19 protein-coding genes and 4 tRNA genes are annotated in these 23,237 nt (G+C 65.4%); 13 read left to right on the forward strand and 10 right to left on the reverse strand.

Annotated features, from left to right (window positions below):
• The first annotated feature begins 19 nt into the window (after positions 1-19).
• The 5 genes from ACTQ49_RS09195 to ACTQ49_RS09215 all read left to right on the forward strand — a co-directional run bounded on the left by ACTQ49_RS09195 (position 20) and on the right by ACTQ49_RS09215 (position 4,481).
• Positions 20-439: a J-domain-containing protein gene (locus tag ACTQ49_RS09195; protein WP_441827546.1), complete on the forward strand. Its 420-nt coding sequence runs from the start codon at positions 20-22 to the stop codon at positions 437-439.
• Positions 440-571: 132 nt separating this feature from the next.
• Positions 572-2,059, forward strand: coding sequence for an amidophosphoribosyltransferase (gene purF / locus ACTQ49_RS09200; RefSeq protein WP_441827547.1), 1,488 nt, complete (start codon positions 572-574; stop codon positions 2,057-2,059).
• A complete protein-coding gene (purM, locus tag ACTQ49_RS09205) occupies positions 2,056-3,123 on the forward strand; it encodes a phosphoribosylformylglycinamidine cyclo-ligase (protein ID WP_441827567.1) in 1,068 nt (355 codons plus the stop codon). Before purF ends, purM begins: the two co-directional genes overlap by 4 nt.
• A 138-nt stretch (positions 3,124-3,261) precedes the next feature.
• Positions 3,262-3,483 (forward strand): DUF3073 domain-containing protein, encoded by a 222-nt coding sequence (locus tag ACTQ49_RS09210; RefSeq protein ID WP_441827548.1) that lies wholly within the window; start codon positions 3,262-3,264, stop codon positions 3,481-3,483.
• A 95-nt stretch (positions 3,484-3,578) separates the two neighbouring features.
• Positions 3,579-4,481, forward strand: coding sequence for an alpha/beta hydrolase (locus ACTQ49_RS09215; protein ID WP_441827549.1), 903 nt, complete (start codon positions 3,579-3,581; stop codon positions 4,479-4,481).
• Between the two features lie 77 nt (positions 4,482-4,558).
• Here ACTQ49_RS09215 and ACTQ49_RS09220 read toward each other — a convergent pair.
• Positions 4,559-4,635 (reverse strand) — tRNA-Phe (locus ACTQ49_RS09220).
• Positions 4,636-4,703: 68 nt separating this feature from the next.
• Positions 4,704-4,777, reverse strand: a tRNA-Asp gene (locus tag ACTQ49_RS09225).
• Between the two features lie 303 nt (positions 4,778-5,080).
• On the opposite strand from ACTQ49_RS09225, the gene ACTQ49_RS09230 reads away from it, so the two are divergent.
• Positions 5,081-5,524 carry a hypothetical protein gene (locus tag ACTQ49_RS09230; RefSeq protein ID WP_441827550.1) on the forward strand — a complete coding sequence of 148 codons (444 nt, stop codon included), beginning with the start codon at positions 5,081-5,083 and terminating at the stop codon, positions 5,522-5,524.
• Positions 5,525-5,530: 6 nt separating this feature from the next.
• Here the strand turns inward: ACTQ49_RS09230 and ACTQ49_RS09235 are convergent, their stop codons facing one another.
• The gene (locus tag ACTQ49_RS09235) at positions 5,531-6,091 is read right to left on the reverse strand and encodes a TetR/AcrR family transcriptional regulator (protein WP_441827551.1); all 561 of its coding nucleotides are present in this window, start codon (positions 6,089-6,091) and stop codon (positions 5,531-5,533) included.
• A gap of 36 nt (positions 6,092-6,127) precedes the next feature.
• On the opposite strand from ACTQ49_RS09235, the gene ACTQ49_RS09240 reads away from it, so the two are divergent.
• From ACTQ49_RS09240 to ACTQ49_RS09255, 4 genes are all read left to right on the forward strand, one after another.
• Complete coding sequence (locus ACTQ49_RS09240) at positions 6,128-7,111, forward strand: alpha/beta fold hydrolase (RefSeq protein ID WP_441827552.1); 984 nt, start codon at positions 6,128-6,130, stop codon at positions 7,109-7,111.
• Between the two features lie 921 nt (positions 7,112-8,032).
• The gene (locus ACTQ49_RS09245) at positions 8,033-8,584 is read left to right on the forward strand and encodes a hypothetical protein (RefSeq protein WP_441827553.1); all 552 of its coding nucleotides are present in this window, start codon (positions 8,033-8,035) and stop codon (positions 8,582-8,584) included.
• A 27-nt stretch (positions 8,585-8,611) separates the two neighbouring features.
• Positions 8,612-10,033, forward strand: a complete 1,422-nt coding sequence (locus ACTQ49_RS09250) for a DUF2079 domain-containing protein (RefSeq protein ID WP_441827554.1) — start codon at positions 8,612-8,614, stop codon at positions 10,031-10,033.
• Positions 10,034-10,469: 436 nt separating this feature from the next.
• Positions 10,470-11,585: a tyrosine-type recombinase/integrase gene (locus ACTQ49_RS09255; protein WP_441827555.1), complete on the forward strand. Its 1,116-nt coding sequence runs from the start codon at positions 10,470-10,472 to the stop codon at positions 11,583-11,585.
• A 93-nt stretch (positions 11,586-11,678) separates the two neighbouring features.
• Here the strand turns inward: ACTQ49_RS09255 and ACTQ49_RS09260 are convergent.
• The 5 genes from ACTQ49_RS09260 to ACTQ49_RS09280 all read right to left on the reverse strand — a co-directional run bounded on the left by ACTQ49_RS09260 (position 11,679) and on the right by ACTQ49_RS09280 (position 16,453).
• Positions 11,679-11,751, reverse strand: a tRNA-Glu gene (locus tag ACTQ49_RS09260).
• A 46-nt stretch (positions 11,752-11,797) separates the two neighbouring features.
• Positions 11,798-13,168, reverse strand: coding sequence for an SH3 domain-containing protein (locus ACTQ49_RS09265; protein ID WP_441827556.1), 1,371 nt, complete (start codon positions 13,166-13,168; stop codon positions 11,798-11,800).
• Between the two features lie 385 nt (positions 13,169-13,553).
• Positions 13,554-14,147, reverse strand: coding sequence for a hypothetical protein (locus tag ACTQ49_RS09270; protein WP_441827557.1), 594 nt, complete (start codon positions 14,145-14,147; stop codon positions 13,554-13,556).
• An 18-nt stretch (positions 14,148-14,165) separates the two neighbouring features.
• A tRNA-Lys gene (locus ACTQ49_RS09275) sits at positions 14,166-14,238 on the reverse strand.
• Between the two features lie 79 nt (positions 14,239-14,317).
• On the reverse strand, positions 14,318-16,453 hold the full coding sequence (locus tag ACTQ49_RS09280) for a LamG-like jellyroll fold domain-containing protein (protein ID WP_441827558.1): 2,136 nt from the start codon (positions 16,451-16,453) through the stop codon (positions 14,318-14,320).
• Between the two features lie 218 nt (positions 16,454-16,671).
• Here ACTQ49_RS09280 and ACTQ49_RS09285 point away from each other — a divergent pair, with 218 nt between their 5' ends.
• A complete protein-coding gene (locus ACTQ49_RS09285; RefSeq protein WP_441827559.1) occupies positions 16,672-17,451 on the forward strand; it encodes an HAD-IIA family hydrolase in 780 nt (259 codons plus the stop codon).
• A gap of 32 nt (positions 17,452-17,483) precedes the next feature.
• On the opposite strand, the gene ACTQ49_RS09290 is transcribed toward ACTQ49_RS09285, so the two are convergent.
• Entirely contained in the window at positions 17,484-19,034 is a 1,551-nt protein-coding gene (locus ACTQ49_RS09290) for a patatin-like phospholipase family protein (protein WP_441827560.1), read from the reverse strand.
• A 111-nt stretch (positions 19,035-19,145) separates the two neighbouring features.
• On the opposite strand from ACTQ49_RS09290, the gene ACTQ49_RS09295 reads away from it, so the two are divergent.
• Both ACTQ49_RS09295 and ACTQ49_RS09300 read left to right on the forward strand, forming a co-directional pair.
• Positions 19,146-20,087 carry a cation diffusion facilitator family transporter gene (locus ACTQ49_RS09295; protein ID WP_441827561.1) on the forward strand — a complete coding sequence of 314 codons (942 nt, stop codon included), beginning with the start codon at positions 19,146-19,148 and terminating at the stop codon, positions 20,085-20,087.
• Positions 20,088-20,322: 235 nt separating this feature from the next.
• Positions 20,323-20,772, forward strand: coding sequence for a deoxycytidylate deaminase (locus ACTQ49_RS09300; protein ID WP_441827562.1), 450 nt, complete (start codon positions 20,323-20,325; stop codon positions 20,770-20,772).
• A 15-nt stretch (positions 20,773-20,787) separates the two neighbouring features.
• On the opposite strand, the gene ACTQ49_RS09305 is transcribed toward ACTQ49_RS09300, so the two are convergent.
• Positions 20,788-23,124 (reverse strand): TIM-barrel domain-containing protein, encoded by a 2,337-nt coding sequence (locus tag ACTQ49_RS09305; RefSeq protein WP_441827563.1) that lies wholly within the window; start codon positions 23,122-23,124, stop codon positions 20,788-20,790.
• Positions 23,125-23,237: the final 113 nt, after the last annotated feature.

Below are 23,237 nucleotides of genomic sequence, written 5' to 3' on the forward strand. Positions count from 1 at the left end.
CCATGCCTAGGCTGGAGGCATGGACGAGAACCGGGAGGCACACCGATGGCAGCGTCCCGTGGTCTTCGAGAGCTGGATCGATCGGCAGATCCGGGAGGCCACCGAGCGCGGTGAGTTCAGCAACCTCCCGGGTGAGGGGAAGCCCTTGCGGGGCCTCGGCCGCCCCGATGACCCGAACTGGTGGGCGATGCAGAAGTTGGAGCAGGAGGATCTGCGCGGTGCCATGCCCGGCCCGTTGGCGGTCAGACGTGAGAAGCAGGACATCCAGCAGACCTTGGCCGACGTCCGGGACGAGGCCACGGCGCGGGCCATCGTCGAGGACCTCAACGAGCGGATCAAGCAGAGTTGTCTGACCCCCATCGAGGGGCGCACGATTCTCACCGGTCGGCTGGACGTCGAGGAGACGCTGGCGCTCTGGCGGGCTCGTCGCCGGCGGTGAGATGCCGATTGCGACGAAGTTCGCATGACTGACGCACGAGACGATGCCCGCATGGCTGACGCACGAGACGATGCCCGCATGGCTGCCGCACGAGACGATGCTCGCATGGCTGACGCACGATAGGGTGACTCCGTGCCTCTTCGCCCCGACGGATTGTTGACCCACGAGCTCGACCCGCACGACCGAGGTCCGCAGGATGCCTGCGGCGTCTTCGGCGTCCAGGCCCCGGGGGAAGAGGTGGCCAAGCTCACCTACTTCGGGCTCTTTGCGCTGCAGCACCGCGGCCAGGAGTCGGCGGGCATCGCTGTGAGCAATGACCGTCGCATCATGGTCTTCAAGGACATGGGGCTGGTCAGCCAGGTCTTCGACGAGCCCACCCTCAACACCCTGCAGGGCAACTGCGCCGTGGGTCACACCCGGTACTCCACCACTGGCGCCAGCGTCTGGGGCAATGCCCAGCCCACCCTGGCCGCCACTGCGGAGGGTTCGCTGGCCCTGTGTCACAACGGGAACCTCACCAATACCGATGAGCTCGAGGAGCTCCTGGCGCAGCGCATCGGCGCCAACAAGGTGCCTCGCAAGAAGAAGATGGACTCGTCGTCGGACACGATGATCCTTTCGGCGCTGCTGGCCAGCTACGAGGACCTCACGCTGGAGGAGGCGGCCATCGAGGTGCTGCCCAAGCTGCGTGGCGCCTTCTGTCTGACCTTCATGGACGAGCAGACGCTCTACGCCGCCCGTGATCCGCAGGGCATCCGCCCCCTGGCCATCGGCGAGCTGCCTTCCGGCGGCATCGTGATCGCCTCGGAGACCGCGGCGCTGGACATCGTCGGTGCCAGCTTCGTGCGCGACGTGGAGCCGGGAGAGCTGGTGATCGTCTCGCCCGATGGCACGATCGCGTCGCGTCGGTTCGCCTACGCGGCTCCGAAGCACTGCCTCTTCGAGTACGTCTACCTGTCACGGCCGGACACCGTCCTGACCGGGCGGCGCGTGCACAACATGCGCGTGAAGATCGGCAAGTTGCTGGCCAAGGAGTGCCCGGCCGACGCGGACCTGGTGATCCCCACCCCGGAGTCCGGTATTCCGGCGGCGATCGGTTTCGCGGCGGGCTCGGGGATTCCCTACGGTCTGGGCCTGGTGCGCAATGCCTATGTGGGCCGCACCTTCATCCAGCCGTCGAATGCGATGCGCCAGATGGGCATCCGGATGAAGCTGAATCCGCTGCCCGACGTGGTGCGCGGCAAGCGGATCGTCGTCGTCGACGACACGATCGTGCGCGGCAACACCCAGCGTCAGGTGGTGGCGATGCTGCGCAATGCCGGCGCCAAGGAGGTGCACGTGCGCATCTCCGCCCCGCCGGTGGAATGGCCGTGCTTCTACGGCATCGACTTTGCCACCCGCGAGGAGCTGATTGCCCCCGGGATGAGCATGGACGAGGTCTGCGAGGCGATCGGCGCTGATTCGCTGGGACACATCTCCATGGAGGGTCTGGTGAAGGCCACCCACGTTCCCAAGGAGAACCTCTGCCGTGCGTGTTTCGACGGCGAGTACCCGGTCGGCCCGCAGGACCTCCCGCTGGAAGACCTCCGCAATGCGACCCTGAGGAAGAAGGAAAGCTGATGAGCCAGTCTGCCTACGCCCGTGCCGGAGTGGACATCGAGGCCGGTGACCGCGCCGTCGAGCTGATGAAGGCCCACGTGGCCCGCACCAAGCGCCCCGAGGTGCTGGGAGGTCTGGGTGGTTTTGCCGGCTTCTTCGATGCGAGCGCCTTCAAGAACTACGAGCACCCGGTGCTCGCCACCTCCACCGACGGCGTCGGCACCAAGGTGGCCATTGCGCAGGCCATGGACAAGCACGACACCATCGGCTTCGACCTGATGGGCATGCTCGTCGACGACCTGGTGGTCTGTGGTGCCGAGCCCCTCTTCGTCACTGACTACATCGCCTGCGGCAAGGTGGTGCCCGAGCGCATCGCCGACATCGTCAAGGGCATCGCCGCGGCGGCCGAGGTGGCCGGCTGTGCGCTGCTGGGTGGCGAGACCGCCGAGCACCCGGGCCTGCTGGGCCCCGACGAGTACGACATTGCCGGCGCCACGACGGGCGTGGTGGAGCGCAGCAAGATCCTGGGCGCCGATCGCATCCAGGCGGGCGACGTGGTGCTGGCCATGGCCGCTTCCGGCCTGCACTCCAATGGCTACTCGCTGGTGCGCCACGTGCTGTTGAATGAGGCCGGCTGGGCCCTGGATCGCGAGGTTGCTGAGTTGGGCGGCACGCTGGGCGAGGCGATGCTGGTGCCCACCAAGGTCTACGCCAAGGATGTGCTCGACCTGATCGAGAAGGCCGAGGTGCACGCCATGAGCCACGTCACCGGTGGTGGCCTGGCCAACAACCTGGCGCGCGTGGTGCCCGATCACCTGACTGCGACGCTGCAGCGCAGCTCGTGGACCCCGCCGGCCATCTTCCAATTGGTCCAGCAGGTTGGGAAGGTCAGCCAGGCCGACATCGAGGCGACGCTGAACATGGGCGTCGGCATGGTGGCCGTGCTGCCGGAGAGCGCCCTGGATGCCGCCCGGGCGGCCCTGGACGCCCGGGGCGTCGAGAACTGGCTGCTGGGCAGGGTGGATGCCGCCGAGGCCGGTCAGGAGCGCGTCGTGATGGCGGGGGAGCACCCGAGCGCGGGGTGATCCGTCCGGCGCGGACGCGCCCCACTGGTGGGCCCTTTTGGCTGGCATCGGATAGTTCGGTAGCCTGTGTGTCACGAAAGTTACACACACATTGCCGCGGTCAAACCGCGAGGGACAGAGCGAGGGGGTCGACCCGATATGGGGCGCGGCCGTGCAAAGGCGAAGCAGACCAAGGTTGCAAGGGATCTGAAGTATCGCCCGGTCAACATGGATGTGGCATCCCTCGAGCGTGAGCTCGGGATCAAGGGATCGTCGGACCGTTACGAGGACGAGGTGGATGATCCGTACGCGGATCTGGCAGCGGCCTACAACGACTATGACGTCGACGGTGACGATGAGGATCCTCGTCGAGCCGTCTGACGACGGTTGCGATGCCAGATCAATCCTTCCGGCAATGGAGTGATGACACTCTTCTGCCCGGATATCAGCAGCTGACACTCCCGCTGCCTCTCGCTGTGCCCGCTCCGGGCGAGCCGGAGGCTGCGGGTGCGTTGGTGGGAACCCTCGTGCGCCGCAATGCACCCACGCGTCGCAGGGCGATGCTCTATGTGCACGGGTGGAATGACTACTTCTTCCAGACCCATCTGGCCGACGCCATCGACGCCATGGGTCTGGACTTCTATGCCGTGGACCTGCGCCGCTATGGCCGCAGTCTGCGCCCCGGGCAACTCGCCGGTTTCATCACCGACCTCGACGAGTACCACCAGGAGCTGGACGCCGCCCTGGACGTTCTGCGTGAGGACCACGACGAGATCTGCGTGATGGGGCACTCGACGGGTGGTCTGGTGACCTCGTTGTGGGCTGATGCCCGCCGCGGCGAGATCTCCGCCCTGGTGCTCAACTCCCCGTGGCTGGACCTGCAGGGCTCGCCGCTGTTGCGAGCGGTCACGGCGCCGGTGCTGCAGCGTTTGAGCGGCAGTCTGCCCACCACGGTGATCCCCTTGCCGAACAATGGCTTCTATGCCCGCACGATCGACGCGGCGCTGGGCGGCGAGTGGACCATGGACCAGAGCCTCAAGGGCGCCGAGGCCTTCCAGGTGCGCGTGGGGTGGCTGGCGGCCATCCTGGAGGGCCATGACCGTGTGGGTGCCGGGCTGGGCATCGATGTGCCCGTCCTGACCCTCACCAGCGCTCGCAGCGACTTCCGTCGCACCTGGGACGAGGCCTTGAAGCATGCCGATGCGGTGCTGGACGTGGAGAAGATCGCCGCCCGGGCGATTCGCCTGGGCCCGCACGTCACCATGGTGCGGATCGACGGGGGACTGCATGACCTGGCGCTGAGCGCGGCCGAGGTGCGGGGCGTCTACTTCGACGAGATCCGTCGTTGGCTGGGCGCCTATCTGCCGCAGGAGTCCTGATCCGGCAGCCGTCCTGCATCACGAATCTGCGTCATGCGGGCACCAAAAAACCCGCTCCGGCGAAAGAGCGGGTTGAATGGTGGCCAGGACCGGGATCGAACCGGTGACCTTTCACTTTTCAGGCGAACGCTGCTACCAGCTGAGCTACCTGGCCAACTGCATTGAAGACCAGTGGAAGTGGTGCTCCAATACAAAAGCGGTGATGCGAACATCACCGCTTTGCGACCCCGACGGGACTCGAACCCGCGACCTCCGCCGTGACAGGGCGGCGCGCTAACCAACTGCGCTACGGGGCCTTGCGGCCCTGCGGATCATTTCTGATCCGGCCGGCTGCCCGTTTCAGGCAGCTCGAGAAATATAGCGCGAACTCTGGGCAAAAGTGAAATCGAGATGGCGGATTTCCTCGAAATCGCTCTGACTAGGTGTGATGCTGTGGGTATTGGTGGCCGGTGGGTGTCCCCCGTGGAGTGGTCGTACGTCGCGGTGGCGCACGGGGTGCCTGGCGAGCTGTGGGTGGCTGCGAGAAGACTGGCGACGTGGGAATAGGTTGAGCCTTCAATCGGTTGTTCGGGAGAATCGACTTGAAGGAGTATCCCCCAATGAGCAACCGTCTCGCCCGCACCATCCTGTCCGTCGCCAGTCCTGTGCTGGTTGGCAGTGGTGCCGCTGCCTGGGCCACCATCACCAAGCAGCTCAAGGACCAGCGCATCACCGTCCACCCCGATTCGGAGAAGTTGGGTGGCAAGCCCGTGGCGGGCCCCGTGACGGCCTTCGAGCAGGCCAATGTGGTTGGAGCCCACGCTGAGCACATCGGTGGCGGCAAGACCTTCGCCGAACTCAGCGACGAGTACATGGCTGCCGCGCAGTCCGGCGACACGGAGAAGGCGGAGGCCCTGGCAGGCCCCCGCGAGCAGGTCATGCAGGCCAACTTCGTGAAGGCCTCGCTGTTCACCTCCGTGCTCGCCTATGGCGTCTCTGCGCTCGTCGTGGGCATGGGCGTTGTCACGGGTGCCACCGCGATCGCCCTTGGTAGCGACGACTGAGCCTCGTCAGTCACGTCCGGGGAGTCCGTCGATTGCCTGTCTGATGTGGGCGGCGGCGAGCTCGGGGCTCAGGTGGCCCAGATAGACCGCCTGGGTACAGCCATCCGCAAGCGCAACCAGCTGCTCGGCAGTGCGCTCGCGGGTGGCTGTATTCGTCTCCAGATCAGGTAGGCAGGCGGCGACAAGCCGGATCTGTCCCCTCTTGGCGTCGGCGAGCTGTTCTGCGATCCAGGGGTCGGTGACGCTCGCCGCCACGTACGCGTAGAAGACGCTCACTCCCGCACGTGATGCGTGGGCGGGGGTCAAGCTGTGGGTGAGCAGGCTCCACAGGGTCTCGGGCTTGCCGGGTTGTCCGGAGGCCTCGGGGTGACCCTGCTCTGCGGCTGAGAGCATCTCCGTCACACTGGCGCGCACCAGTTCCGCCTTGGTTCCGAAATGGTGCTGCACACGTCCGACGGATACCCCTGCGGCGGCTGCCACTGACCGCATGCTGACCTGGGCCAATCCTTGGGTGGCGATCACCTGCCAGACGGCCTCGATGATCTGCCTCTGCTTCGAGTCGGTCATGTTGCCACGGTAGCAATACGACCGTACTGTTGAGTCATGCAATACAAACGTATTGGAATCTGGCGCTCGGTACGGTGGATCGCCGCTGGCCTCGTGTTGGCACTCGCCATTGGGCAGCTGGTCAGTCTGGTGAGGCCTGAAGCCCGGGTGGGGCACTGGAAGTCCGCCGACGCGCAGTCGCGCTATGCCACCGCCCATGCCGAGGTGATGGCCACTCTTCCCGCGTCGGATGAGATGCACGATGTGCCGACACGCTTCGGGGCAGTGCGGACGGTCATGTGGCGCGGGAAGGCTGCAGGTCGTCCGGTCCTGCTTCTGCCCGGACACAGCAGCGGGGCGGCGATGTGGGCCGAGAACCTCCCGTCCTGGATCGGCAAGCGCACCGTGTACGCGCTGGACCCGCTCGGGGATGCCGGATTCTCGGCGCAGCACACACCCCTGACCTCCCCGTCGGACCAGGCCGCCTGGATCGCCGACGTCATCAACGGACTGGGGATCGGCCCGGTCCACGTGGTGGGGCACAGCTTCGGAGGCGCCAATGCCGCCATCCTGGCCGTCGAGCACCCGGAACTGGTGGCCTCACTGGCTCTCGAGGAGCCGGTGGCCGTCATCCAACCCCTGCCTGCCTCGATCTACCTGTGGTCCGCCATGCTGCTCCTGCCGACGCCGCGGGCCTGGAAGGACCATGCGCTGGCCAGGATCGGTGGCACGAGCGTCGAGGAGGTACGTCGACGGACGTCGATGTCCGTGATGATCGACGCGGCCAGCAATGGCTTCTCGACGGCCCTTCCCGCGCCTGGAAGTCTCACCGACGAGCAGTGGAGATCGCTGACCATGCCGGTGCGCGTCGATCTGGGTGGTGCCTCGACGCTGGCGGGTGGGGAGGAGTCGGCGCATCGGCTGCGCACGCTCCTACCCGGGGCACACGTCACGGTGTGGCCGGAGGGCACGCATTCGCTGCCCATGCAACGGCGTGAAGAGCTGGGCGGAGAGCTGCTGCACTTCTGGGGCAACTCGTGAGCGATCCAGTGCCGGGCACGCGAAGGCCCCCTGACCAGCATTGCGCTGGTCAGGGGCTCCTCGTGCGTTGCATCCCCAACGGGATTCGAACCCGCGCTGCTGCCTTGAAGGGGCAAAGCGAAGCCGCACGCGCCGTCAGGCGCCTTGAAGTCAGTAGGGAAAGTTCTCACCGGGGCCGGGACGACTGTTGACGGGCATGCGGGACATGGTTAGCCTCAGGGCAGCAGCAACGTCGCTGTTCCTTACCAGGTAGGAGATCGCCGTGATGGGACATTTATCGCGGTTGGTCGTTGGGCCTACAGTTGCGTTTGGGCTAGTTGCAGGGATGAACATGGCAGTAGCGCCGGAGGCTCAGGCAGTCAGGAGCCTCAGCTGCGGCCAGAGTTCGTATGTGAAGGTGCTCTACTCTACGACGAAGGCAATCTGTTTTGCGGACAGGGGCATCATGCACATTAATGTGCCCGGCTCCTTCCAAGTGTGGGGCGGGAGTAACTCCGGTTACATTCAGGGTGACATGGACACCAAGTACTTCCGTGTCAGTGCCTGGACGCCTAAGTGGACGCCTCGCACGGCCCGGACCATCAACATCCAGTCCACAAACGGATGGTGAGACCACTTTTGTCGGGGGGCGCCCGTTGGAGCGTCCCCCGGCGCGGTCTGTTGTCCGGTGTCCCGGGTGTCCTGTCCGCGACGATTCTAGTAGCGGGATGTGCCGCAGGTGGTGGAGGGGCGAGTCAGTCAAGTTCTCTGGAGGATTTTCCGAGCTTCACTGTAGAGCGAGCCATTTACGATGTCTTGCCGTCAGATGAGGTGATTCGCGGTGTGGCCGATCATCAAGCTCGGCTGGTCACTGCGTGTGTAAATAGCCACGGATTTGCGGGTAGCTATGGCTTGCCAGCGGAGTTGGCGAGCGCGCGCGAAATGGCGACGAAGCAGGATTCAGGGACTTCCCCGCTGTGGGGTCTGAATGTTTCTACAGTTGCTGCTTCGGCTCGTGGTTATCACGCCGGCTCGGAGGACTTCTGGAATTTTGAGGAGGCGTGGGCGGGTGAACAGCTGCCAGCCGGAACATTGCAGTCGTGTGTAAGCAAGGCCGCCAACCAGAGTCCTGGGGGGAGGTATTGGATGGAGTTGCTCTCCCTCGGTTATTTACCCTCGAGGGGGCCGGAAGTTCCGTTCAATGAAGTCGGAACGAAAAATGCTATTCGTGAATGGTCTGAGTGCATGCGAGCGTCGGGGATTTCGGCATCTTCGCCGAAAGAGAGTTTTCTGGAGTTCGCTGCGCAGGAAGAAGTGACAGATCGCGAGATTGAAACTGCGGTTCAAGAAATCAGGTGCAAGTATTCTGTTCGTTTATTCGAGAGACTCGTCGCCGAGCAAGACGCCTATGATAGGCGTTACATCGAAAGTAACCAAAAGCAGATCACTTCTCTCCAGTCCGATCTCTCTCGTTTTGCCGAAGCCAGGCGCTAAATGGCGCGTGCAAGATATGGTAGTGGAGTGAGCTACAGACTTCGGGAGTTGGCGCGATCGTATCGCTTTGCATTCGCCGCTGCAGCGGTGGTAGTGATGCTTGTGGTTTCGTCTCTGTGGGCGTACGTGAGCTACGCCTTGTTTAGGGACTTTCGCAGTGGTATTGATTTAACCATATTTTCCCAGGCGGCAGAGTCCATGGCTAATGGCAACTTGCCTCGGTCTTCTGTTAAAGGGAATGACTATATTCTCTGGGGGGATCATTTCCATCCTATTATCGCATTCCTTGGACCGATCTATTGGCTGTGGCCAAGTCCATTATCGCTCCTGTGGGTTCAGGCGGCGGCTATTGGGGTTGCTTCAGCTGTTTTGTGTTTCACGGGATGTGAAGCGCTCCATGATGTCGCAGGTTGGAGTGTTCCAAAGGCATTGCGAGGGGGGATCTTGGTCGGGCTGTTGTTTGGCGTGTCCCCTGGTATTGAGGGCGGGGCATTCTTTGACTTTCATGAGGTCGCCCTTGCTTTGCCTATTTTGGCATTGGCCTGCCGTGGTCTGCTGCTGGATCGGACGAGGTCTCTAATCCTTTGGTCTGCGCTCTTTCTTCTTACCAAGGAGGACGCCGGGCTGATTGTGATGGGGTTGGGGTTGGTTGCCTGGGTTCGGAATCGAAAATCGGTTGGCGGGATTCTTTTCGTTGGCGGATTTATGTGGACGATTCTTTGTATGCGAGTGTTTATTCCATACTTCGCCCGTGGGCCTTGGGCTTACGGAGGAAAGATCCCCATGGATCCGAGTGCTCTGCTGGACAACGTCGTCTCGAATCTGATCTATCCTGGGTCGCTCTCCATCATGTTGGCTGTGCTCGTGTTGAGGACTGGTCTGTTGGCGCCGTTTTCGTCATTCATCTTGGCCGTTGTTCCAAATATCGCTTCGCGTGCTCTTACGTCTCAGGCTGAGTATTATAGTCTTGGCTACCATTACAATATGGTTCTAGCAGTCATTCTGATTGCTGGCTTAATTGATGTATTGTGCAGATATCCTTGTATTTCTACCCTTTGGTGGAGAACGTTTTTGGTGGGATGCTTGGCCGCGACGCTCATTGGTGCGCGGTTCCCGCGCGCACTCCTTGCGGCATCGGATGCTGAGCGAGCCGTCAATGCCCGGTGTGCGAGTGCTTTGATCCCGCAAGGCGAGGGTGTGGTGGCCGACGCCTATCTGACGCCCTACTTGTCGATGGACCACAGTCCTGTTCGCGAGTTGCGCCCAGAGCTCAACGTTTCTATGCCAGGCGGAGTAGAGTTCCCCGAAATCTCCTGGGTTGTTGTTGATAGGGAGACCATTAATTATTCTGATCAGAATAAGTGGGCGGTGCGCTATCTTCAAGAGTCTAAGGATGCTGGCTGGCGTGAAATGGGTTCGTGTGGATCTTTTGTTGCACTTGCTAGGTAAACGTTTCCCGAAGATTGCGAGTCCCTTGGTGGCCTTGTAGTGTGCTTTGTGGGTGGTCGCTCGGATTGGCCGGTGTTATCGCTGAACGTTTGGATGCTGTACGTGACCTTGACTACGGTTTTGTCACCGTGGGTTTTGCTTCGTGGGTTTTTGATTCCTTTATGGTCTTTCAGTTCTCGATTTTGTAGTTCTTTAACGTAGTCACTGAGTGGGCGGGTAGATTTATTGGTATTTTCGGCCCATGGGGGTGTTGCTGTCGCTATGGCCCCATCACTTGCAAATAGCATCTACCATACTTCAGCGGGACGGGTCCTTATGGAATATGCTCGTGTGGCCGCGGCTGGTGAGTCACCGGTGATCCAATATCCATCTTCGGGTCGGGCTGAGGTGAACGCCTGGCTCGAAGGCCGGGCCGACGTGGCCAAGGTCGCCTGACGTGGCCTACGTCGATCGTGTGGAGCGCACGTCCACCACGGCCGGTGGAAAGGTCCGCAAAACCGTCCGCTACCGAGTGCGCTATCGCGACGGGGCCGGACAGGAACACGCAGAATCCTTCGCCCGTGCCCTGGATGCCGAGCGTCGTCGAGCCGAGATCGAGATGCAGCTGCAGGAGGGCCGTTGGCTCGACCCTCGCCGCGGTGACATGCCGTTTCGGCAGTGGGCAGAGCCCTGGGTGCAGACGCGTCATGACCTTCGCCCGACCACCAGGGCGCGACTGGAGACCACCATGGCCAAGCAGGTGCTGCCGACGTTCGGTGACGTGCCGCTACGGCGGATCAACAGCGCGCGCATTGCCGAATGGGTCCAGGAGCTCATGGCTCAGGGCTACTCTGCCGCGACGGTACGCAAGGCCGTCTTCGCCCTGCGCCAGTGCCTGCAGGCAGCCGTGGACGACCGACGGATCTCCTTCAACGCGGCCATTCACGTGAACCTCCCCACCGAGCGGGCCAAGACGCCCCGCTTCCTCACCCAGCGCGAGCTGGAACGACTCGTCGATGCCATGCCCGACAAGTACAAGGCCCTTGTCCTGGTCGGCGGGTATGCGGGACTTCGGTGGGGTGAGGTTGCCGGCCTGACTCGCTCGCACATCGATGTCACGCGTTCGCGGATCATCGTCGAGCACACCGCCGTCGAGGTGCATGGCGTCGTGCACCTGGGCCAGGAACCCAAGACCCGACGTTCCAAGCGCTCCATCCCGGTCGCACGTGCGGTCATGCGTAGGATCGAGGAACATCTGGACAGCTTCGTCGGGCCCGGCGCCGATGACCTGGTCTTCACCGGCACACACGGGGGACCGCTGTTTCGTGGGACCTTCGGCCGGCATGTGTGGCGTCCTGCGGTGAAGGCGGCTGGGATCGACGGTTTCACCTTCCACGGCTTGCGGCACAGCTTTGTGGCGATCCTGGTCGCGGCGGGATGCAATGTGCGTGAAGTCTCCGAATGGGCGGGCCACAACTCTGTAGCGTTCACCCTGACCAGGTACGGCGGGCTCTTTGCAGACGGTGCCGACGAGGCAGTCGACCGCCTCGACGCTCTGCTCGGGCCCGGCTGATGCGTACCAAATGCGTACCGCGGCCACCGTCCCCGGACAACGAAGAAGCCCCTGACTCGGTATCAAACCTGGTCAGGGGCTCCTCGTGTGTTGTATCCCCAACGGGATTCGAACCCGCGCTGCCGCCTTGAAAGGGCGGTGTCCTGGGCCGCTAGACGATGGGGACCCGACCGGGCAAGTCTAGGGGTTCTGGCCTCGGGCTCAAAACCAGGTCAGTTCACCGTGACGTGCACGTGGTCCTTGTGGTTGGCCGTGTCGCCACCGCGGTTGGCCATCGGACGCCATCCCTCGGAGCTGCGGGCCACCGACCAGATCTTCTGGTCCCAGATGATGTACTTGATTCCCAGCTCCCCAGCCCGTGACTGCAGGTCGCGGGCGATCTGCCAGCCCAGCGTCTGGTTGGAGCGGTAGCTGGGGATCATCACGTCGACGGCATGGCCGCTGGGGTGGTCGGGCAGCGGGTCCTGCCGGACGCCGTACAGGGTCGAGATCTGCGGCTGCGTGGCGCGGATGTGCCAGACGATGCCCTTGGCCGCGGGCACGAGCGAGTCGAGGCCTCGGGATCCCCCGGTGTTGAGCGACCCGCCGGGCGTGCCGGTGAGGGTGCGGGCCGGGCTGCCCTGGCTGCTCGTCAGGTAACGGGCGGTCACCCAGCGCACGGCGCCGTTCACCACCACTTGGGCGCGCCCGTTCTCGACGGTACCGGTGACCTTCAGGGCGGTGCCGGGCGGAACGTCGTAGAGGTAGCGCAGTCCGGTGGAGGCGGGACGAATGCTCAGTGTCGTCGTGGTCCACCGGGTGCCGATCGTTCCGGGGCTCTTCGGGCTGGCCAGAGTGGGGGTGCTGCCCACCGGGGTGAGGAAGTTGGCGTTCACCCAGCGCAGGGAGCCCTGCCAGATCACCTGCGCGACGCCGTTCTCCCGCTTTCCGGTGAGATCCAGGATGGTTCCGGTGGGAACGTCGCCCAGGTTGCGGAAGGACGAGTCCGAGGTGGTGCGCATCATCAGTGCGGTGGTAGCCCTGGCGCGAGACGTCGCCTTCACCGTGGTGGGGGTGGCGGGGGTGCTGCCCGGGCCGGCGAGCCAGGCATTGTTCACCCACGGCTGGCGGCCGTTGAGGGTGATCTGGCTCCAGTCGCCCTGGACACGTCCGGTCAGCGTCACGGAGGCGCCCTTGCCCAGCGTCGTGATCACGGCGCTGTCGATGCTGGGGCCTGAGCGCACATTGAGCGCTTCGAGGGTGTTGGCCCGGCCCTGGCCGGTGCGTGCGGCGGCGACGGGTGTGGTGGCACCGGCACTGGTCAGGTACTGGGCGGCGACGAAGGCCTTCTTGCCGCGGTAGGTGACCGGGGCCCATCCGCCCGACGAGGGGCCGGTCATCGTGATGTCCTCGCCCTGCTGGAGAACGCCCAGGATCTGGGTGCTGGTGCTGGGTCCAGATCGGACATTCAGCCCCACCGTGGCGGACATGGTGACATCCCTGGCCTGGGCGAGCTCGCCGAGGACCAGCTGGGTACCGCCAACCAACAGGGCGGCCGAGACGGCCGATGCCGTCAGTGCACGTGCACAGCGCAGCGCAGACACAGAGAACTTCCTTCCGGCGGTCTTCCCCACCGCCCGTGGACTCATGGGAGGTGGTGCCGATCGGACGCTTCCCCACGTCATTGATCGGCACCACCCCGTCGTCGCGGACTGTAGGACTGCTCCGGGGCGTCGATCCAGCCGACGGGACAGCTCGAGGGTTTGACCTCGTCATTTCTGGGCGTCGGTCTGGGGCAAATGACACAGACGAAATTCCAGAATTGTGATTCGTGCTGAAGGGACTGGCCAGAGGCGGGGCTGACTAGCGAATATGTCGAAAGTCATAAAGTCTTGTTTCTGTGTTTCCCAAGGATTTGGGGTGCTCTGGCGGGCAGCCGCAGGGCGTGTCTGAGGGAAGTTCAGGTTCGGCTCAAGCCGAGGTTGAGGTTTAGGCTTGGACGGACCGCACCCAGCAACCGTCCGGCGTGGCCAGGACGCGCTCCAGCCGGCCCAGGCTCGCGCCGCCCAGCCCGGCCTGCAGATCCCCGCGCGGGGCAGGTCGCGCACCGGACAGCATCGCAACGTCCACGCACGCCTTCGCCGGCGCCACCACCAGATGGATGTCGCGACGGGGTGAGGCAGCCAGGAGGGCGGCCAACTCCTCATCGATCGCCGGCCCAACCACCAACAGGGGGCGCGCCTCACGCCGGGCCCTGGCCAGGGCGTCGAGGAGCTCGCGCTGGCTCGCCAGCCCGTCGGGGCAGCACAGGACGGCAGGATCGGCGAGCTCCAGGGCCAGCGGATCGGACCAGGTGGCGAAGCGTTCATCGGCCAGCCGCCCGTCAACGGCGGTGGCGCTCTGCCGGAAGCGCGACATCTCCTCGCGCTGGCGCTCGTCGGCCGAGGACAGGGGCCTGGGCACCAACCTCTCGAGCGGTAGTCCGACGGTGGACTCGACATCTCGTCGGGATCTGCGATCACGCAGTGAGGCGATCAGCAGCAACACCAGCCCTACGGCCAGGACGACGAGGAAGCCCTTCACGACATCTCCTTGGAATCGTGCCCCCACTGGGGATCGAACCCAGGACCCATGGATTAAAAGTCCACTGCTCTGCCAACTGAGCTATAGGGGCGTGCGCGCCAGTCTAGCGACCGCGCGAGGGTGCCCGTGGACACCACCACCAGGTGACGGCCACGGGCGCCCGTGCGGGCTCAGGCCTTCCAGCGGTACAGACGGTGCTCCCACTCGTGCTCGAAGGTCTCCGTGAAGCGACCCCCATCGACGGCAATGGTGCGGTCGCCGTCCACCAGCTCCACCTCGGCCGGCTGGGCGCCGTCAGGCAGGACGATCTCGTAGTCACCCTTGTCGAAGGCCAACTGCTGCATCACGAGCAGGTAGCTCATGCCGTCGGGTGCCTTGGGCCAGTACCGGGCCGTCAGCTTGTCATTGACCAGCTTGCGATGTGAGCGGGAATTGAAGGCCTCCGCGTGGCGCTGCAGACGTTCCTTCACCTGTGCGACGCGATCGCTCACGCCCCGCGCGTAGTGGTCCTTCTGGCGCAGGCCGTGCGGATTGGGCCGCCAGCTGAGCCACGAGTCATCGGTGACGCTCGCCGGCTCGACGCCCTTGGCCGGCTTGGTGCGGGCCCACCAGAACAGGTACTCGTCCTTGGGGTCGTGGACGGTGTCGCCGGGCTGGTAGTCCTTGCCCGCCTCCCACTTGGGGGCCTTCTTCCCGTCGGGGAAGGCCTGCGGGAAGAGCAGGATGCCGCTGGCCCCGTGCGTGATGCAGGACATCATGGAGCCCTCTACCTCGTCGGCGCTGGGCACGGAGGTCCATCCGTCCTGGTCCTCCGCCGTGTTGTTGGAATGGCCCGTGGCGATCACGCCCCAGACCGGCTTCGGGGTCTTCAGGAAGGCCCGGCACCGATCGACGACGATTCCGTGCGCAGCAGCCCGACGCACGTGCTCCGGCTTGCAACCCCAGGCCTTGACCACGTCGTCGATCACCTTGGGGTTGACGCAGTACGAATACAGGTCGGCCGAGACCTGGTGCAGGTCAGGCCGTTCCACCATCTCCCGCACCTGGAAGCGATCGATGCTGGAGATCGTGACACCGATGCCATAGTTCGTGTAGGTGAACTGGTCGTCGGGGATGGCCGCCAGGTTCTCCACCAACTCCTCGGCCTTCTTCGGATCCATGTCCGGTTCGTCCTGCGGCATCCAGCCGATGGTCTCCGCGCCCGGAGTGCCGGTCATGTCCATGCCCTTCATCCGCACCACCCAGATGCCGGCCTGGCGAGGGCCTTCGGGTGCGGCCTTGGGATCAAGGACCACGGCCCCGTCGGCATACTTCTTCTCCTGTGCGAATTCCTCCGGGAAGCAGTCCATCCACCACTCCGCCACGGGGAAACGCTTGGGATCGGTGAGGACCTCGGCCCCCTTGAACTTGGCGTAGTACTCCACGCCACCGAACCAGTGGTCGACACCGCGCACGGCGGGGTCGGTCGCCGCCGTCCCGGCCTGGTACAGGGCTGCGATGCGGTCCTCGCCCAGGGCTCCGGCGTGGACGGCCAGCTGCGACCACAGGCCGGAGATGTAGGCGCCCCGGCCTTCCTTGCTGGCCAGCGTCGCGGCCTTGAGCGAGCCCTTGAAGGCGCCCACATTGCCGCCGCCGACCTTCTTCCCGTCGACGAAACCGGTCGCGGTGCCGTCGGGTGTCATGGTGATCGCGACGTGGTGCCAGCCGCCGACGATGTCCGGCCCGGGCATCTCGACGACCTTGTAGCCGGGGCCCTCGGCCACCAGTCCCTTGCCGCCGGACTTGAACCCGAAGGACCATCCGCCCGCCTCCTCGGTGGAGACCAAGTCCAGCAGCCGCTGGTTGAAGTTGGCCTCCTCCTGACAGACCCACATCTGCACCGTGACGCCCTTGCTGGTCAGGTTGGCCAGGTCCTTGGCGGCCTCCGGCAGCTCGATCCAGGCCTCGTCGCCTGCCAGCCCGGTGTACCAAGCGCGTCCGACCGCATTGGGGGCGGCCAGCCCCAGCCCGTCATTGGGCCACCACTTGGCGCCGTGCCAGACCAGCGTGCGATCGTGACCCGAATCGTCCCGCGGCTCGGTGGCGTCGGCGTCCTCCTGCATCGCGACGTAGACCAACGGCTTGTCCGCCATGACCATGTCCGTGAAGGAGCCCGTCGCCCTGCCACCCTGTGCAGTCACCCTGTCGCCGCCCTTCGAAGTCTCGGTCGGCTCCTCCGGGGAGTCGGCCGAACAGCTGGCCACGGCAGTGGCGGCCAGACCCCCAGCCCCCAGGGCAAGGAAGGTACGACGGTTGGTGCTGGTCACGTGAGTGGCGCCTCTCGGGGTCGACGGGTGTCCGGCCCGTCCCCGGGCTGGCGCTGGCAAGGCTAACAACGTCTCGTGCCATGCTCCGAGGGCCTGTCAGGCCCGTCTCAGGTGAACGTCCGACCCGCTGTGCACAGGCCATGCGGACATCCGGCCAGGCCGTGCCTTCGCCGTCGCGCCGCCGGGGGAGTGGATCGAGCGCGGGCTAGCGTGGTGGTGTGAGAACTCCACGAGACATCGAATGCTGGCTCACCGACAAGGACGGGGTCCTCGTGCACGAGGACATCCCGATCCCCGGCGCGGCCGACATGATCCAACGCTGGGTGGACACCTCTCAGCGATTCCTCGTCCTGACCAATGACTCATCCATGACGCCCCGAGACCTCAGCGCCCGCCTGGAGCGTTCCGGTCTGACGGTGCCCGAGGAGAACCTGTGGACCAGTGCCCTGGCCACGGCGGCCTTCCTGCAGCGCCAGAAGCCCGGTGCCCGCGTCTTTGCCATTGGTGAGGCCGGGCTGACCACCGCACTGCACCAAGCCGGCTTCATCCTGACCAGCACCGAACCCGACTACGTGGTGCTGGGCGAGACGCGCACCTACTCCTTCGAGTCCATCACCCAGGCGATCCGACTGATCGTGGGCGGGGCGAAGTTCATCACCACCAATCCCGACGCCACCGGCCCCAGCGCTCAGGGCCTGCTACCCGCCACCGGCGCCGCGGCGGCGATGATCACCGCCGCCACGCAGCGCAAGCCCTATGTGGTGGGCAAGCCCAACCCGATGATGTTCCGCTCGGCCATGAACAAGATCGAGGCGCATGCCGAGACCACCGCCATGATCGGTGACCGGATGGACACCGACATCGTCGCGGGGATGGAAGCGGGGTTGTTCACCGTCTTGGTGCTCACGGGGATCACCGGCCGCAAGGACCTGGATCGCTTCCCCTACCGCCCGGACCTGATCGTCGAGAGCGTCGCCGAGCTCAGGGACATGCTGTAGGGCCCATTCCGGCAGCCCTGGCCCTGGGATCCTCAGACCATCCAGGGCGGGTCCACCTGGGGCTCCAGTGCATGGGCCTCCCAGTTCTGCCACCATTCGTCGGCGCCTTCGGGGCGGACCTCCGGTCGCAGCTTGGGGACCTGCTCGCGCAGGTCGTACTTCAGGCGGGCCAAGAGCAGCAGCTCGCGCTCGTCCAGCACGCCGTCGGCCACGAGGTAGTCCCGCTCCAGCTCCCAGATCCGGCGTCGGGCGGCGATGATGCTGCGGGCCAGGGCCTGCTCGGCGGACGTGGCCCCCAGGTGCGTCTCCGCCGCACGGATCCACCCATAGTCGCGGCTGATCCGGATCAGACCCGGATCGATGGTCAAGGCATCGTGGACGTCGAACTCGGGCTCGATCACGATGGCTCCCGCACTGCGGGCATAGGCCACCTCGTCGCGCTCCGTCTCGTCCGACTGGATCTCTGTCGAGCGCATCATGATCGCGAACATGTCCTTGCTGGCGAAGCTCTCGCTGGGGCGAACACCGGGCGCATTGGAGGTCACCACCCAGGTGGTGGTGCAGCCCAGCGGGCCCATCGCCATCTCGGCCGGGAGGTTCTCCCGGACCCCACCGTCGACGAAGTGCTCCTCGTCGATCGGCACCGGGGTGAAGACCGTCGGGATGGAGCACGATGCGAGCACCCCGCGGGAGAAGTCGTGGACCTCGCCGTCCTGCAAGACGTCATCGCGGTCGACGAGCCGACCGTCCTCGCGCATGAACCGCAGTTCCCCGGACTCCAGGCCCACCAGCGCGATGCGGACCGTCACGCCGGAAGCAGCCACCTTGGACGAGTCGAACAGACCACCGTCGCCCAGCAGCTCGCGCAGGATCGGGCCCGGAATGTACATGGAGCGGGTGCGTTCGGCGCCGGACAGGATGATGCCCAGGTCATTGCCCACGCCCTTCATCCGGCTCAACCCCGCCAGGATCGTCATCACCTGGCCGGGGGAGAGGTCACTGCGCTGCACCTTGGGATCACGGGTGGCCAGAGCCAGCGTCTCCAGCTGACCGGACAGGTCGTGCGCCTCCTCTGTCCGGTGGTCCTCGACTGCCTCGTGGGGGCCGGTCTCCTGCGGGGCGTCGCTGGCGGAGATCTGCACGCCGCGGGTGAAGGGCAGCGGGATCTTGGGCAATGTTCCCAGCCAGTTGTTGCGCGCCTCACGGGTGGCCGGATCGCGGGTGGGCTGGCTCTGCAGCAGGGCCAGGAGTTCGGGTCCCCGGGCCCGGAAGCGACGGAACCAGGCGCGTTCGGTGAACATGTCGCTCTGCCGGTGCATCCCGAGCCACAGGGCCTCCAGGTCACGCACGGCCTGCGCCTGGTCCTCGCGGTCCTGGTACTGGGCGAGCAGGGCCGTGATGATCGACCCCGCGGAGGTGCCGACGATGACCTCCGGGGCGATCCCGGCATGCTCGTAGAGGTAACGCAGGGCGCCCAGCTGGAAGCTCGCCTTGGAGCCTCCGCCGGACAGCACCAGCCCTTCGCGGTCGGGCTGCAGGAGCCCGCGCGAATTGCCGAGACCGAGCCAGGACCGACGTGCCATGCGGACAGCTTAGACGCCCGTAGTCCTTGTGGACTGGAGGCAGTCGCTGCCCTGTCGGTCATCTGACCTGCTCGTTCAGGTGTGGTGTGAATGCATGCTTTCGGGTGGACAATGGAGTACGTGACTTCTCTGGAGACCTCCCCGAGCCGCACCGCGGCGCCGGTGGACCTGACGAAATTTGCGTGGCTCTCGATCGCGGCGGCCGTTGCCACGATTGCCCTCAAGACCACCGCCTGGCGCCTCACCGGATCGGTCGGCCTGCTGTCCGACGCCGCCGAGTCGCTGGTCAACCTGGCGGCAGCGGTCGTCGCCCTCATTGCCCTGAAGGTCTCCATCAAGCCGCCGGACAAGGACCACAACTTCGGTCACAGCAAGGCCGAGTACTTCTCCGCAGCCGTCGAGGGCGCGCTGATCTTCATCGCCGCTGGTGTCATCATGCTCACCGCGGTGCAGCGCTTCCTGAACCCGCAGCCGCTGGAGAATGTCGGCGTCGGTCTGCTGGTCTCCGTGCTGGCCTCCGTGCTCAACGGCTCCGTGGCCTGGGTCTTGCTCCGCGCCGGACGCAAGCACCGCTCCCTGACCCTGGTGGCCGATGGCAAGCACCTGCTGACCGACGTGTGGACGTCGGTGGGCGTCGTCGTCGGCGTCGCCCTGGTGGCCCTGACGCATTGGCCGCGTCTCGACTCGCTGGTGGCCTTTGGCGTTGGCGTCAACATCCTGTTCACCGGCTGGAAGCTGATGCACGAGTCCGGCATGGGGCTGATGGATGTGAGCCTGCCCAAGGAGGACAACCAGCGCATCCGCGAGATTCTGGAGGGCTTCACCGGTGAGCAGGTCATGTTCCACGGCGTGCGCACCCGTGAGTCCGGCCACCGACGTTTCATGGACATGCACCTGCTGGTCCCGGGTGCCTGGACGGTGCAGCAGTCCCACGACCTCGTCGAGGACATCACCGATGCCCTGGTGGAGGCCTTCCCCGACATGCACGTCATGATCCACGCCGAGCCGATCGAGGATCCGCGCTCCTACGACGACTACGACTTCGGTATCTGACCCTGGGGCGGTGCGGGGCGTCGTTCGCGTGGGTTCTGGTTGGGTCCCTTGGCCTCGCGTGGGTTCGGGCGGGGGTCCCTTGGCCTCGCGTGGGGTCGGGCGGGGGTCCCTTGGCCTCGCGTGGGTTCTGGAGCTTCGCGTGTGGTGTAGCGCACGCCAGGTGACGCAACCCACGCGAGCTGGTCCGCTGGGCCGGAAGGGGGCGCCCAAGTCCGGTCACCCTAGGATGAGCAGCATGACCGAGCAGCCGCATTCCGTCACCGTCCCGGACTGGGATGACTATTTCCTGGGCATCGCCACGGCGGTTGCGGCCCGTGCAAAGTGCACGCGGCGACGGGTTGGGGCTCTGCTGGTGATCGACCGGCGCATCATCGCCACCGGCTACAACGGCGCCGCTCCCGGCCGCCCCGACTGCCTGGAAGGGGCGTGTCCCCGGGGCCAACTCACCTATGACCAGGTGCCGGGGCTCGGCGACTACGACCGGCCGGGCACGCCCGGCTTCTGCATCGCCATCCATGCCGAGGTCAACGCCCTGCTCTTCGCCACGCGCGACACGAAGGGCGCCACCGCCTACATCACCGACGAGCCCTGCCCCGGCTGCCGCAAGGCACTCGCAGCAGCCGGAATCGTGAGAGCAGTGTGGCCGCAGGACAGTTTCGACGCCGATCAGCTCGTCGCCTGGTAGCACCTTGGCGGGCGGTCACTCCCGGGCCAGCAGCAGCTCCCGCAGTACCTGGAATGTTGCTCCGTCCACCTCGGGCATCTCCAGCAGGGCGGCCATCCGGGCAGCGGGGGAGGAGTGCAGCGTCATCTGCTGCAGGATCCGTTCCTTGGTGAGAATCTCGATCTGGGCCGCGTCCAGGAAGGCGAAGATCCGCTCGTCCACACGATTGTCCAACTCGCGAGAACCGTCGAAATGGGCCTCGGCGCCAACCGTGGTCTGGACAGCATCGAGCTCGACCACCTTCTCCTGGCCGGCCCCCACCAACACCAGACGGTAGCTTCGCGACGACGGGACGACGTCCAGCGCGCCGGTGGCGGGGTGGATGCGAACCAGACCAGTCCCCTGCTCGTACTCGAAGAGCGTGCGTGCGGTGCGCGCGTCGATCCGCCCGTCGTCCTCCACCAGCTCGTAGCGTGCGTCGGCCCCGGCGAAGATCCGCAGCTCAAGGGCATCGGGATTGTCCACGCCCAGCTCGTCGGGCCCGGACATCGGGACGATCGTTCCGGCGCGAGCGAGCACCGGGATCGCGTCGAGCGTGCGGCTCAGGGTCACGGCCCGGCCACCGCGGTAGGACAGCCCGGTGAAGAAGTCCACCCACGTGCCCTCCGGGAGCCAGGCCTGCACGCTGCCGTGGCCAGTGCCCTTGTCCATGGGCGACGTGATGGGCGCCACCAGCAGGTCGCGCCCGAACCAGTACTGGTTCTGCGCACGGTAGGCGGTCACCTCGTCGGGATCGGTCCAGTACATGGGTCGCATCAGCGGCCGAAGCTCGTCGGCCCCCATCACATTCTCCGTGAACATCCAGGGCACCAGTCGGTGCCGCAGACGCAGGAAGTGACCCATCACACGCTCCGCCTCGGGACCGAAACGCCAGGGTTCCTTGCCGTTGAAGATGCCATTGGAGGCGTGCAGGCGATTGACCGGGCTGAAGACCCCGAACTGGACCCATCGGGTGGCAAGTTCGTCGTCCTTGGTGCCGAACATGTGGCCGCCAATGTCATGGCTCCACCAGCCATAGCCAATATTGGAAGCGGTGACGGTGAAGTACGGCTGGAAGGCCAGCGATTCCCAGCTGATCACCGTGTCACCGCTGAAGCCCACTGGATAGCGATGCGAGCCGGGGCCCGCATAGCGACTGAACGTGAGGGGGCGAGCGCCGCGGCGGGCAGAGTCCAGGAAGTGCAGGTGGTTCAGCATCCACAGCGGGTCCAGGCCCGGGATCCGCGAGTGACTGCCCTGCTGCCAGTCGAGCCACCAGAAGTCGACGCCCTCGTCCTCCATCGGGTGGTGCACCTGTTCGAAGTAGGCCTTCCAGAAGAGTGGATCAGCGGCGTCGAAGGTGGCGGGAAGTTCCGTGGCAGGATCGATCCCCATCACCTCGGCAACACGGGGGTAGGCCTCCTCGAAGGCCCGGATGCCCTCGGCCGGGTGCACGTTCAGCGAGACCTTGAGGCCGTGCTCGTGCAACCAGCGCAGGAATCCTACGTGGTCAGGGAAGAGCTCGCGGTTCCACGTGTACCCCGTCCAGCCGGCCCCGTACTTCGGATCGATCTGGGTCAGGTGCCAGTCCATGTCCACCACTGCGACGCTGAAGGGCACGCGCTCCGCCTCGAAGCGTTCCACCAGCGCCTGGTATTCGGCCTGCGTGTAGGCGTGGTACCGGCTCCACCAGTTGCCCAGGGCATACCGGGGCAGGACGGGTTGCGGGCCGCTGATCCGGTAGAAGTCGGCCACGGCGGCCGCATAATCCCGGCCATGGGCGAAGACATAGACGTCGACGGCGCCCTCGACGCGCTGTGCGACCCAGCCGTCGTCGGTCAAGGCGAGGGTCTCGGAGTCATCCAGACTGGCAATGCCCAGCGCATTGGCCAGCCCCGGTTCCAGCTCCGTCGCCCCGTCCACGGCATCCAGCGTGCGAGCCGTGCCACCCAGTTGGGTTCGCAGGCCCAGGAGTTCGGCAAAGCGACTGTCGGCCTCCTCTCCCGGACGCCAGATGGAGTGGTAACCGCCAGTCAGCTCCTTCACGTTCAGGGTCTGGGGCGTGAACGGGCCCCCGGTGTGATCGAGGTGGAAGAAGCGCGTGATGATCTGAGTTCGATCACCATCCCGGTGCACCCGGAAGTCCGGCGTCGGCAGCGCCCTGTTGATGACGGTCTGCGTGGCGCGATCCTCGAACTGACCAGTGGGTGAGTACTCGACGCGCACCAGCCGTTCCGTCAGCACGGTGAACCGGGCGTTGCCATGGGTCACCACCGATTCGTCGGCGGCCACCGGTGTGGTGGACAGGCGCAGGTGTTCGGGCATCTCGATCATGCGTTTCTCCTATGTCAAGCGGCCAGTGGGATGCAAGTCCCGGGGGCTGCTTGGGTGGTCTTGGGTGGGTTCTTGAGGGTGGTGAACACGATGCGGATGAGGTGGCGTTTCAG

Source organism: Luteococcus sp. Sow4_B9 (assembly GCF_052116585.1).
GTDB lineage: Bacteria > Actinomycetota > Actinomycetes > Propionibacteriales > Propionibacteriaceae > Luteococcus.